The sequence below is a fragment of the Streptomyces sp. NPDC002476 genome, assembly GCF_042889785.1.
GTDB lineage: Bacteria > Actinomycetota > Actinomycetes > Streptomycetales > Streptomycetaceae > Streptomyces.
The window spans coordinates 380,915-393,479 of the sequence record NZ_JBIARH010000002.1 but is presented as its reverse complement, the minus strand read 5'-3'; the positions used below and the strand labels follow the sequence as shown (position 1 = coordinate 393,479).

Annotated in this window: 9 protein-coding genes and 1 pseudogene; 5 read left to right on the top strand and 5 right to left on the bottom strand. The window is 73.7% G+C overall.

From position 1 onward, the window contains the following. Window positions 1-83 precede the first annotated feature (83 nt). From ACFYXM_RS03615 to ACFYXM_RS03605, 3 genes and pseudogenes are all read right to left on the bottom strand, one after another. Entirely contained in the window at window positions 84-437 is a 354-nt protein-coding gene (locus ACFYXM_RS03615; RefSeq protein ID WP_389286452.1) for a VOC family protein, read from the bottom strand. A 24-nt stretch (window positions 438-461) separates the two neighbouring features. After that, window positions 462-931, bottom strand: a pseudogene (locus tag ACFYXM_RS03610) (methyltransferase domain-containing protein). Window positions 932-1,132: 201 nt separating this feature from the next. Continuing rightward, the gene (locus ACFYXM_RS03605; RefSeq protein WP_389286450.1) at window positions 1,133-2,722 is read right to left on the bottom strand and encodes a bifunctional phosphatase PAP2/diacylglycerol kinase family protein; all 1,590 of its coding nucleotides are present in this window, start codon (window positions 2,720-2,722) and stop codon (window positions 1,133-1,135) included. Window positions 2,723-3,042: 320 nt separating this feature from the next. Here ACFYXM_RS03605 and ACFYXM_RS03600 point away from each other — a divergent pair, with 320 nt between their 5' ends. Continuing rightward, window positions 3,043-3,894 carry an SMP-30/gluconolactonase/LRE family protein gene (locus tag ACFYXM_RS03600; protein WP_389286448.1) on the top strand — a complete coding sequence of 284 codons (852 nt, stop codon included), beginning with the start codon at window positions 3,043-3,045 and terminating at the stop codon, window positions 3,892-3,894. 111 nt (window positions 3,895-4,005) lie between these two features. Further along, complete coding sequence (locus tag ACFYXM_RS03595; protein WP_389286446.1) at window positions 4,006-5,454, top strand: aminotransferase class I/II-fold pyridoxal phosphate-dependent enzyme; 1,449 nt, start codon at window positions 4,006-4,008, stop codon at window positions 5,452-5,454. 160 nt (window positions 5,455-5,614) lie between these two features. Here ACFYXM_RS03595 and ACFYXM_RS03590 read toward each other — a convergent pair whose 3' ends face one another. Beyond that, window positions 5,615-6,235, bottom strand: coding sequence for a DedA family protein (locus ACFYXM_RS03590; protein ID WP_389286444.1), 621 nt, complete (start codon window positions 6,233-6,235; stop codon window positions 5,615-5,617). Then, entirely contained in the window at window positions 6,232-7,023 is a 792-nt protein-coding gene (locus ACFYXM_RS03585; protein ID WP_389286442.1) for an MBL fold metallo-hydrolase, read from the bottom strand. The genes ACFYXM_RS03590 and ACFYXM_RS03585 overlap by 4 nt, the downstream gene beginning before the upstream one ends. Before the next feature lie 606 nt (window positions 7,024-7,629). Here ACFYXM_RS03585 and ACFYXM_RS03580 point away from each other — a divergent pair. From ACFYXM_RS03580 to ligA, 3 genes are all read left to right on the top strand, one after another. Beyond that, window positions 7,630-8,043 carry a hypothetical protein gene (locus tag ACFYXM_RS03580; RefSeq protein ID WP_389286440.1) on the top strand — a complete coding sequence of 138 codons (414 nt, stop codon included), beginning with the start codon at window positions 7,630-7,632 and terminating at the stop codon, window positions 8,041-8,043. Between the two features lie 181 nt (window positions 8,044-8,224). Continuing rightward, window positions 8,225-10,381, top strand: coding sequence for an alkaline phosphatase family protein (locus ACFYXM_RS03575; protein ID WP_389286439.1), 2,157 nt, complete (start codon window positions 8,225-8,227; stop codon window positions 10,379-10,381). Window positions 10,382-10,428: 47 nt separating this feature from the next. Continuing rightward, the gene (gene ligA, locus ACFYXM_RS03570; protein WP_389286438.1) at window positions 10,429-12,549 is read left to right on the top strand and encodes an NAD-dependent DNA ligase LigA; all 2,121 of its coding nucleotides are present in this window, start codon (window positions 10,429-10,431) and stop codon (window positions 12,547-12,549) included. Window positions 12,550-12,565: the final 16 nt, after the last annotated feature.

The following is a 12,565-nucleotide window of genomic DNA, read 5'->3' as shown; positions in this document are numbered from 1 at the left end:
TGGGCCCGGTGTTCTCCGGGCCCGTGGGCGGCTTTTGGCCCCGTCGGGTGGGGCCGGTGGTCGTGGCGCAGGGCGAGCGCCGCTCAGGCGCCCACGTTCCGGTCGACGTACTCGAAGACGGAGCCGTCCGGATGCACGGCGATCAGGTTGCGGCCCACCGGTGTGGGCACCGGACCCGCGATGACCCGCGCACCGACCCGGGTGAGGGAGGCATGGGCCGCGTCGACATCCTTGACCGCGATCGTCGCTGTGACCTTGCGCAGGATCTCCAGTTCCGACTCGGGTCCGCTCATCAGCAGAAAGCAGCTGATCGCGGCGACCGACACCCCGCCGCGCTCGAAGCGCAGCGCGGAACTGTCCGTGAGGTCCTCGTAGAAGGCCACCGCGGCCTCCAGGTCGTCGACGCAGATACGCAGCGTGGTTCCCAGAATGTCCATGCGGGACAGGGTAGTTGGCGGATATCAGACCCGGCAGAGGATCTCGCCGTGCGGGACCATGAACCAGGCGTCGTCCCGTTCTCCCCACGTCCGCCGGGCCGAGGCGATGGCGGCCAGTTCCCCGGCGTCGGAGTGACCGCCCGCCACGGCCGACTGGTGGGCGTGGACGATGTCGAAGGAGTCGTCGGGGAAGGCCGGTGCGTGCACATCGGCGGTCGCGAACTCGATCCGGTCCAGGCCGCGTTCGGCCGCGACCTCGGCAGCCCGGTCCAGGACCTCCCGACTGGTGTCGACCGCGGTCACCTGGCCGGGAGCGACCAGCGCGGCGAGTCGGCGGTGATGGTGCCGGGCCCGCAGCCGATGTCCAGCACGGTCATGCCGGGGCGGAGTTCGCCGACGAGGTACGCCGCGGAATTCGCGGCCGTACGCCAACGGTGCGAGCGCAGGACGGACTCGTCGTGGCCGTGCGTGTAGACGGCGGACCGCTTCTCCATGGCGTGGTTCCTTCCTTGGGACGCGAAGCGCGAAGCGCGGTGCCCGGGAGCGGGCCGCGCGCAGAGCGGCCGGCGGCGAGGCCCCCGTGATGGCACCGTACGCGCATGGATCGCATTATGAGATGGATGTCTCGCCATGTGGTCAAAGGGTGATGCTGTCGTGGGTTGCCCTTCCGTTCGACGGCCCCGGTCGCGGATGCCTCACCGCTTCGGGACGGGGCAGTACACCGTCAGTGATTCCGGCAGCTTGTCGATCATCAACTCGCCCCGTGCATAACCGACTTCGCCGTCGTATGCGTAGGGTGTGCCGGGAGCCAGGCCCGAGACCCGTACTTTCCGGCGCCGCCGTGCCGCGTGGACGGGCGAACGGGTGAGCGGCCCGGCGACGGCCGCCGCGAGCAGGCGCAGGCCGGGGGCGCGTCCCGCGTGCACCATCCGTACGTCCAGCAGACCGTCCGCGAGACCGTGACGACGGCCCGGCGCCGGGCCGACCCGCTGGAACAGACCGTTGCCCACGAACAGCAGCCACAACGGGCGCCGCCGCCCGTCCACCTCCGCCTCCAGCGGACGGTCACCGCGCAATGCCCGCCATGCCCCGAGCAGACCCGCCGGCCAGGCGCCGATCCGGGGAGCCCAGTACTCGCGGGTCCGCACCAGCTCGGGATAGACGCCGAGGCTGAAGGCGTTGAGGAAGTATCCGTTCGCGTCGACGGGTTCGCCCGGCCCGAACGGCCCGAACGGCCCATGGGGTTCGTGGGGCCTGCCCGGTGCGGCCGGTTCGCTCGGGCCTTCCGGGCCGTTCGGCCCCGGGCGGAAGCGGCCGATGTCGACCCGTACCGCGTCACCCGTGGTCAGGGCGGCGCGGACATCGTCCACCGTCTCGATGCCCAGGTCGTGGGCGAAGTGGTTCAGCGTCCCCCCGGGGAACACCGCCAGCGGCACCCCGTGCGCGCGGGCCACGGCGGCCGCCGCGTTGACCGTGCCGTCCCCGCCGCAGACTCCGAGCGCCCTGCCCCGTCCGGCCGCCCTCTCCAGCTCGGCGCGGAGGTCGTCGGGCGCGCATCCCACCACCTCGGCATCGGGCAGTGCGGCGCGCACCAGTGATGCCGTCGTCGCCGCGGTTCCTGACTGCTCGTTGACCACGACGACCAGGCCTCCGCCGGCCGGCAGCGCGGGTGCGCGACCGGGCGTGCGGCTCGGTGCCGGGAACCGCGCGCGCGTCGGAACGACCCCGCGCAGCGCCAGCGCCGCCCCCATCCCGAGCGCCGCACCGGCCAGCACATCACTCGGGTAGTGGACCCCGGTGTAGACGCGGGAGGCGGCGACGGAGAGCGCGAGCGGCGCCACGACCGCGCCCCACCCCCGCGATTCCAGGGCCACGCCCGTGGCGAAGGCCGCCGCCGACGCCGAGTGCCCGGAGGGGAAGGACGTGGTGAACGGCTGACGATTGAGCTGCCGAACTACCGGAACGGCGTCCAGCAGCGGACGCTCCCTGCGCACGGCCCGCTTGCCGAGCGTGTTGGTCACGGCGGACGCCACGGCCAGCGAGGCGACCCCGCGCAGCGCGGCCCGCCGCGCCCGGGCACCGCCGCCCAGTGCGGCCAGGCCTGCCGCGACACCGAACCAGAGGAGTCCGTGGTCGGCGCAGCGGCTCAGCCGGGGCAGTACCGGTTCGGCACCCGGCCAGGTCCGGTGCGCCAGGCTCCTGAACACGGCGAGATCGCCGCGGCGGAGCCAGGCACGCGGTGCGACGGACGGAGGAACGCCGAACGGCGTACGCGGTGAGTGCATGGAACTGCGGATACCCCGATCGGCCGTGTGACACCTCGCCCGACCGCGCGGAACCACCGGGCCGTGTGCGACACGTTCCGCCGTCCGCCCGCACGGCCCGGCATGTGTGCCGTTCGGGTGTCCGCCGACGGCGCCACGTGTGCGGGGCGCGGGCCGCGACCCTTACCCTGTGTTCCTGATTCCGGCCCGTGGCCGGACTCTCCGTGACCGCAGCCGCGATCCGCCGGACCGGGCGCGGGGCCGACGAGTTCTGGTCCCGGACGCCTCGGGACTGCGGCGCGGTCGGACCCCGCAAGGGGCAGACTCCACAAGGGGCAGACATGAGTTCCGCGCGCCTGGACGTGGCCGTATCCGAGAACGCCGAGCTGGGCGAGGGTCCGACCTGGGACCCGGCCGCCGGCCGGCTGATCTGGGTCGACATCCTCGCCGCCCGCGTGCACACCTACGACCCGGTGACCGGCCACCGCACGGTGCGGACCACCGAACAGCACGTCGGCGCGGCCAAACCGCGCGCGGGCGGGGGGCTCGTCGTCAACCTGCGCGACGGCATCGGTCTGTACGACCCGGACGGCGCGTTCCGTTGGCTGGTCCACGACCCCGAGCCCGGGCGTCGGGGCAACGACGCGGCGGTCGCGCCCGACGGGGCGCTGTGGGCGGGCACCATGCGCTACGACGAGACCGAGATCGGCGGCAGCCTCGCCCGTGTCGCGCCCGATGGCGGGGTCACCCCGGTACTGCCCGTGGTGGCGTGCAGCAACGGCATCGGCTGGAGCCCGGACGAGCGGCTGATGTACTACGTCGACACGCCCACCCGCCGGATCGACGTCTTCGACTTCGACGGCGAGAACGCCGTGAACCGGCGTCCGTTCGCCACGATCGAGGAGGGCGCGGGCTTCCCCGACGGGCTGACCGTCGACGCGGACGGCGCCGTCTGGGTCGCTCTGTGGGACGGCGCGGCGGTGCGCCGCTACACGCCCGACGGTTCGCTGGACCGGATCGTCGAGCTGCCCGTGAGGCGTCCGACCGCCTGTGCCTTCGGCGGTACGGACCTGCGCGACCTCTACATCTCCTCGGCGCGCGTCGGACTGGACGCCCCGCATCCGCTGTCCGGCTCGCTGCTGGTGCTGCCGGACGCTGGGCAGGGCATGCCGGGGACACCCTTCGCAGGCTGACCGCCGTCCGGGCCCCGGGCCCGGCCGGACCGCGCCGGGACCTCGGCTTTTGGCCGCCGGGCCCCGCTGGGCGGGCGGGCCCCGGCGAACCCTCGTATAAAGGCCCTGGGCGTGACATACAGCGGGCACGGCGACGGGGCGGCGGCGAAGGAGGCCCGGATGGCGCGGGAGCGGACCGAGCACACCGAGCACACCGAGCACACCGAGGACATGCGGCACACGGAGCGCACCGAGAACGAGAAGCACATCGACGAAGCGGAGTGCACCGAGGAGGCGGAGCGCACCGACGACGTGGAGCGTACGGGGAGGGACCACCGGAGCGGACCGGCGGAGCGCGGCGGGGATACCCGCTGCGTCCGGGAGGACCACGGTCCCGTCCGCTACGGGCCGCCCGCCCCCGACCCCGGACTGCCCGTGCTGCCCGAACTGGCCGAGGTGCTCGCCGCAGCGGCCGGCCGCGGCGCGCCCGAACAGACCGGTGGGGGCGATGTCCTGCGCCGCGCCGCCACCGCCTACTGGGCCCGACGCGGTCTGCACGGTGGCCCGGAGCACGTCGCCGCCGCGCCGGGCGCCTCGCCGCTGCTGCTCGCGCTGATCGCCGCGCACGGCGGCGACGTCCTGCTGCCGCGTCCCTGCGCCGCCACCTGGATCCCGCAGGCCCGGTTGCTGGACAGCCCCGCCTACCAGGTGCCGACTCCGGCCGAGTGCGGCGGCGTGCCCGATCCGTACGCGCTGCTGGAGACCATCCGCAGGGTGCGCGCGGAGGGCGGCAGGCCACGGTTGCTGCTGATCTCCGTCGTCGACGATCCGACCGCGACCGTGGCCCCGCCGGAACTCGTGCGCGAGGCGTGCGAGGCGGCGGTCGCCGAAGGGCTGCACATCGTCAGCGACGAGACCTGGCGCGACACCCTGCACCGGCCGCACGACACGGTCCTGCTCAGTCCGGCGGAGATGTGCCCGGACGACGTCACGGTCCTCTGCGATCTCGCCGGGGCGCTGACCCCTTCGGCCTGGCCGGTCGCGATCGCCCGGTTCCCGGACACCGGGCGGGGGGCGGTGCACCATGCCCGTACGCTCGACGTTCTCACCGCGCTGGGCGCGCTCGTCGCCGTCCCCGTAGCCGCTGCCGCCGCCCACGCGCTGCCGGGGCCGGACGCCGTCGCCGACCGGATACGCAGGTCCGCGGCGCTGCATGCGCGGGTCGCGGGGGCGGCCCATCGCGCGGTCCTCGCATCGGGCGCGCTCGCCAGGCCCCCGCAGGCGGGACGCCACCTCTACGCCGATCTGGGCCCGCTCAGGTCCGGGCTGGCCGACCGGGGGGTGACGGATTCCCTGGAGCTGGAGGAGTACCTGACGGAGCGTCTCGGGACACCGACGCCCGGCGGCCACCGGTTCGGCGACGATCTGGCGGCCCTGCGCGTACGACTGGGCACCGGGGCGCTGGTCGGCACGACCCCCGAACAGCAGCTGGAGTCCCTCGCCGCCGAACGGCCCCTGGAACTGCCGCATGTGGCCAGGGCCCTCGGGCGCCTCGAAGCCGCCCTCGCGGATCTTCGCTGACGGAACCGGACGGCGCCCCCGCACTCGTTCAACGGCGTCACTGTCCGACCGGCTCCTTCCCGAGCCCGGACCGGCAGTGTCCCGAGCCCGGACCGGTTCTGTCCGGTGCCCGAACCGGGCTGCGGTCAGCGCCCGTGCAGCGACCGGACCGGGACCCTGTTCAGTGGCCGGACCGGGCCCGTATCCGGCGCCACGCCGCAGGGCCACCGCTGACCAGCAGCGTCAGACCCACCGCCGCGACCACTCCCTGCCACGGTTCGGGGAACAGCGAGCCGCCCAGCACACCGATCAGCTGGTACGTCGCGGCCCACGCCAGACAGGCCGGCACGTCCCCGCGCGCGAACCGGTGCAACGGCATCCGGCTCAGCAGGCAGGCCAGCATCACGGGAATCCGCCCCGCCGGTATCAGCCGCGACAGCACGAGCACCATCGCCCCGTGCTCGTCCAGCTTCCGCCGTGCCTGCTCCAGCCGTTCCGGAGCGGCCTGGCCGCTGATGGTCCGGAGCCACTTCGAACCGTTCCTCGACCGCACCCCGCGCCGGCCGAGCCAGTACAGACAGCTGTCGCCGACGAAGGCCGCCGTCGCCGCCACCGCGAAGACCACCAGCAGCGCGAACGGCGACGACTGGTGCAGTGCCACCACCGCCGCCGAGCTGACCAACGCGCCCGTCGGCACCACCGGCACCAACGAACCCAGAGTCACCAGCAGGAACAGGGAGGGGTAGCCCACCGCCTGCTGCGTCGACTCCGGGGGGAGCTGCCGCACGACCTCCTGGATCACCTGGCGGCCCCCGGCCGCATCCGCTCGCCGTGGGAGAGCCGGTGCGTGGCCACCTCCGGTGCCAGCACCGCCGCCTTGCGGACGAACTCGTCGCCCGGCGAGTGGAACTCGTGCGGCCGGACGCCGTCCAGCCCGATCGGCCAGTACGTGCCGTAGTGCACCGGTACGGCGGCCCGGGGCGCCAGCCGGGCCAGCGCCTGCGCCGCCCGCCCCGCGTCCAGATGGCCGTGTCCCAGGTACGGGCCCCAGCCGCCCACCGGCAGCAGTGCCACGTCCACCGGCCCGACGACCCGGGCCATGTCGTCGAAGAGGCCGGTGTCGCCCGCGAAGTACGTCCGGGCCTCGCCCTCGACCACATAGCCGAGCGCGGGGGAGCGGTGCGGCCCCACGGGCAGGCGCCTGCCGTCGTGCAGCGAAGGAACCACGCGGACGCGCACCCCGTCCGTCCCGCCGAACCGGAGCTCGTCGCCGGGGGCCACCTCGGTGACCCGCAGCGCGCGGGCCGAGCTCAGCCGGCGCAGCCCCGGCACGGTGCGCAGCGCGCCGACCGGCACCACCAGTCGGCTGCCCGCCGCGAGCCGGGCCAGCGACGGCAGATGGAGGTGGTCGGAGTGGAGATGCGAGACGAGCACGACATCGGCGACCGCGGCCTCCGGGCCGGGCAGCTCGCCGCGACGCCGACGCAGATGGGCCAGGCGTCTCACGAACAGCGGATCGGTGAGCACGCGCACCCCGGAATCCTCGATCGTGCAGGTGGCATGGCCCCACCAGGTGACTTCCACCGGCACGCGGCACCTCCTCGTTCCCGGGTCTTCTCGTTCGGCTCCGGCAACCGAGCCTAATGCCGTGACCGGATCGGGTGCCCGGGCTCCGTCCGTTGACGCATCCTCCGGGTGGCGCCACGGACGGCGAGGGTGCGCCGGGTACAGGGGAGTGCCCCGCATCGGGCGTGTGCGCCGGGTACAGGGGAGGGCCCCGCACCGGGTGTGTGCGCAGGGTGCGGGGTTGTGGGCCCCGCATCGGGCGTGTGCGCCGTGGCGTACACCCGGGCCACCCGTACGACCCTTCCTGTCGCCCCGTGTGCGCCCTCGCCGCCGGGTCCGCTCCGGCGCGCGCGGGCGCACTGCCGTTCCGCGCGGTGTCACGCGCTCCTCCCGTCCCGACATGCGCCTTTTTGCAGGGGAGAGGGAGGGGTAGGGTCGCCCGTACGCCTAAGGGCTGTCCCGTAATCCGTGGCGGACCAGCGCGCGGCGTCGGATGTGGTGCATCGCAAGGCGGAGGGGCGTCCGCATACCGGATGTATGCGGACGTTCCGGCAACGCGGCGAGGTGCCGCAGCTGTCGTCGCGCGCCCGCCGGGGATTACGGGACAGCCCTTAGCACGGGGGAACGGTCTTGGGGGTCGCAGTGGACGTACGGGTGGCGGCGATCGCCAGTCTCACACCGCTCGAAGAACTCGACAGCGATCCGTTCCTCGTGGACACCCGCAGCCAGCACGACATGTGCGCGCGCTGGGCCGCGGACAAGGGGTACGTCGTCACCCGCCAGCTCCGCTTCTACGGGCTGCGCCCCGATCACCACGCCCTGTGGAGCGATGTCGAGAGCGGCGACGTCGAGGTGTTCGTCGCCGCCAACGACCGGGTGCTGGAACGCGCCCTCACATCGGTCGCGGAGTTCGCCGCGGAGTGCGCGCGGCGCGGTGTGCGCCTGGAGATCGCCGGGCTGGACGAGCCGCCGTACAACGCCAGCACGAAGGCGAGCGTGCACCGCAGACTCTCCATGCCCACCGCCGGTTACGACGGCCGCTGACGCACTCCGCCTCCCCTGCCGCCTCCGCTTCTTCCTACGCTCGGGCCCAGCCCCTGCCCTCGTCCCGGCCCAGCCCCTGCCCTCGTCCCGGCCCCGTCCCTTCCGCGGCTCGTCGTCGGGCTGTGACAGGCTGGGGGACACGGTCCGCAGCGGCGGGGCCCGGACGTGAGGTGGTTGAGGCGTGGGTGACGGGCGATGGCGAACGGCCGGCAACGCCCTGATGCGAGTGGCCGTGGTGTGGGCGGTCTCCACGCTCACGATGCTGGTGCTCGCCGGGGTACTGCCGGAGTTCCGGCTTCAGTCGGACGACGGCGACAGCATCACCAAGACCGCGTTCACCGCGGCCTGGGGCGCCGGAGCGTTCGGCCTGCTCTCCGCACTCGTCTGGCCGCTCCTGGTGCGGGCACTGCTGATCGTGCCCGCGCTCGTCCTCGGACTGCTCGTCTTCTTCCTGAACGGTTCGCTGCTGCTGGTCGCCCTGCGGCTCATACCGGACGGGCGCGGCGCCGCCGACCCGCAGACCGCGGTCGTCGTCGCGGCCGCGATGTCCGCCGTCGCCTCGGCCACGTCCACGGCGCTCGCCGTCCGCGACGACAACGCCTACCGGCGGCGCCTGTCCCGGCTCGCCGACCGCCGACGCCGCCGCAGCGGGCACGACCACGGCCGCTGCGGGCCGCCGGGCATCGTGTTCATCCAGCTCGACGGCGTCGGCCACGACATCCTCGCCAGGGCGGCGGACACCGGTCTGATGCCGACCGTCGCGCGGTGGCTCACGGACGGCGGGAGCCACCGGCTCACCCCCTGGCGCACCGACTGGTCCAGCCAGACCGGAGCCAGCCAGCTCGGCATCCTGCACGGCAGCAACCACGACGTCCCCGCCTTCCGCTGGTACGAGAAGGAGACCGGCGACGTCATGGTCTCCAGCCGGCCCGCGAGCGCCCTCGAACTCCAGCGCAGGGCCGTCGCCCGCACCCGTGACGGAGGGCTGCTCACCGTCGACGGCGCCAGCCGCGGCAACCTCTTCAGCGGCGGCGCCGGCCAACTGGCGCTCGTCCTGTCCATGGCGGCCAGGCGCGGCAAGGGCCGCCGTTCCCGGGCCGGGTACTTCGCCTATTTCTCCGACCCGGCCAACGCCGTGCGCACGGCGTTGTCGTTCGCCGCGGAGGTCTGCCGCGAGATCGGCGAGTCGACCCGGGCCCGCATCCGGAGGGACACCCCTCGGATCAAGCGCGGCGGGCTCTACCCGTTCATCCGGGCCTTCGCCACCGTCGTCGAACGGGACGTGGTGGTCGCCGCCGTCATCGGGGACATGTTCGCCGGACGCACCGCCGTCTACGCCGACCTCGTCGCGTACGACGAGGTGGCGCACCACTCCGGACCGCACAGCCGCGACGCGGAGAAGCTGCTCGGGAGGCTGGACCGTTGTCTCGCGCTGATCGCGAAGGTCGCCGAGCACACCCCGCGCCGGTACCGGATCGTGCTCCTCTCCGACCACGGCCAGAGCCCGGGAGAGACCTTCGCGGGAGCGTACGGGCTGACGCTGAAGGACCTGGTGCGGGCGGGCTGCGGCCTGCCCGTGTCCCGCCGGGCGCAGCGCACCCGCAGCGGCTCGGAGGCGCGCGACGCGGTGCGGATCGCCCTGCACCGGCGCCCGGTCGAGGAGACCGGGGCGGAGCACCGCACCGAGCCGTCCGACCCGGTCGTCCTCGCCTCCGGCAACCTCGGGCTGATCTCCTTCCCCGACATCGAGGGGCGTGCCTCGCGCGAACAGCTCGACCGGAGCCGTCCGGCGCTGCTCGGCACCCTCGCCAACCATCCGGGCATCGGCTTCCTGCTGGTCCGCAGCGAGCGCCACGGATCGGTGGTGCTGAGCCGCGGAGGCACCGAGATCCCGGTGCGGGAGCTGCGCGACGGGGAGGGGCCGCTGGCCCCGTTCGGCCCCGGTGCGGCGGCCGCGATCCGCCGCACCGACACCTTCCCGCACGTCGCCGACGTCATGGTGAACTCGATGCACGACCCGGCCACGGGCACCGTGCACGCCTTCGAGGAACAGATCGGCTCGCACGGGGGCCTCGGCGGCGCGCAGTCCCGGCCGTTCCTGCTGTGGCCGACGGACCTGTCGTCCCCGGTGGCCGACGGCACCGAGCTGGTGGGGGCCGAGCGGGTGCACCGGGTGCTGCGGGGCTGGCTGGGGGAGTGCGCGGGGCGGCGGACGTCGGCGACGCGTACGCCGGCGACGGTCGTACGGTACGCGGCGGACGGCGCCGACGGGGCGGGGCGTTCCGGTGGGGCGGAGCTTTCGGGCGAGGCGGACGGAACGGTTCCGACGGTCGGCTGACCGGGCGTTCTCCCTGCCGGGGGGGATTGTCAGTGGTGGACGGCAGGATGGGGGCCATGACGAACTCAGCTGTTGTGCTCGCCGATGCCGCCGCCTACGCCGCCGCGGTCGAAGAAGCGTCGCAGGCCGCGGCGGCCTACTACGCCACGGGCGAGAGCGCGCTCGACGACGACGCGTACGACCGGCTGGTCCGGGGGATCGCCGCATACGAGCAGGAGCACCCGCAGGAGGTGCTGGACGCGTCACCGACCGGCAAGGTGGCCGGCGGGGCCGTGAGCGGGGACGTGCCGCACACGGTGCCGATGCTGTCCCTGGACAACGTCTTCTCGGCCGAACAGTTCGCGGCGTGGACGGCGTCGCTGGAGCGCCGGATAGGCAGGCCCGTCGCCGCATGGAGCGTGGAGCCGAAACTCGACGGACTGGCCGTCGCCGCCCGCTACCGGGAAGGCCGCCTGGACCAGCTGATCACCCGGGGCGACGGGACCGCCGGCGAGGACGTGTCGCACGCGATCGGCACCGTGGCCGGACTTCCCGGACAGCTGGCCGAGCCGGTCACGATCGAGCTGCGCGGCGAGATCCTGATGACGAACGAACAGTTCGAGCAGGCCAACGCCGTGCGCACCGAGCACGGCGGCACCCCCTTCGCCAACCCGAGGAACGGCGCGGCGGGCACCCTGCGCGCCAAGGACCGGGCGTACACGGTGGAGATGACGTTCTTCGCCTACGGGGCCCTGCCCCTGGCCGAGTCCGGAGCACTGACCGAGACGCTCGCCGATCTCCCGCACAGCGAGGTCCTGGCGTACGTCGCCACGCTCGGCGTCCACACCGCGGCGGCCACGGACGTGGCTCCGCGCACCGTCACCACCGTCGAGGACGTGCAGGCCCGTGTCGAGGAGGTCGCGGGACTGCGTGCCGCGTTGCCGTTCGGAATCGACGGCATCGTGATCAAGGCCGATCTCGCGGCCGACCAGCGCGACGCCGGTTCCGGGAGCCGGGCGCCGCGCTGGGCCATCGCGTACAAGCTCCCGGCCGTCGAGAAGGTCACCCGGCTCCTCGGCGTCGAATGGAACGTGGGCAGGACCGGCATCATCGCGCCCCGCGCCGTGCTGGAACCCGTCGAGATCGACGGGTCGACGGTCAGTTACGCCACCCTGCACAACCCTGCCGACATCACCCGCCGCGACCTGCGCCTGGGCGACCGGGTCATGGTCTACAAGGCGGGCGACATCATCCCCCGGATCGAGGCACCCGTCGCCCACCTGCGGACCGGCGACGAGCAGCCCGTGGTCTTCCCCGAGGCGTGCCCGCAGTGCGGATCCGAGATCGACACCAGCGAACAGCGCTGGCGGTGCGTCAGGGGCCGTGACTGCCGCCTCGTCGCCTCCATCTCCTACGCGGCCGGCCGCGACCAGCTCGACATCGAGGGGCTCGGCGCGACCCGGGTCGTCCAGCTCGTCGACGCCGGTCTGGTGACCGACTTCGCGGACCTCTTCACGCTCGGACGGGAGCAACTGCTCGGCCTGGAGCGGATGGGCGAGACCAGCACGGACAACCTCCTCGCCGCCATCGACACGGCGCGGACGCAGCCGCTCTCCCGGGTGTTCTGCGCGCTGGGCGTGCGCGGCACCGGACGCTCCATGTCACGGCGGATCGCCCGCTACTTCGCGGACATGGACCGGATCAGGGCGGCCGACGCCGAAGAGCTCCAGCGGGTCGACGGCATCGGCAAGGAGAAGGCCGCGGCCGTCGTCGCCGAGCTGGCGGAGCTGACTCCGCTGATCGAGAAGCTGGTGGCCGCAGGGGTCAACATGACGGAGCCGGGCGCGACGCCGCCGCCCGAGCCGGGTGAGGAGCTCGCGCAGGCCGCGTCCGAGGACGGGGAGGGGAACGCGGACGGGGCCGCCGGACTGCCGTTGCACGGCATGACCGTGGTGGTCACCGGCGCGATGACCGGTGTGCTGGAGAAGCTCTCCCGCAACCAGATGAACGAACTGATCGAGCGGGCGGGCGGGAAGTCGTCGTCCAGCGTCTCCAAGCGCACCACGCTCCTGGTCGCCGGCGAGAAGGCGGGATCCAAGCGCGCCAAGGCCGAGGACCTCGGGGTCCGGATCGCCGGGCCGGACGAGTTCGCCGCGCTGATAGCCGACTTCCTGCCGTCGGAGGTCTGACCCGCCGCGCGGCCGG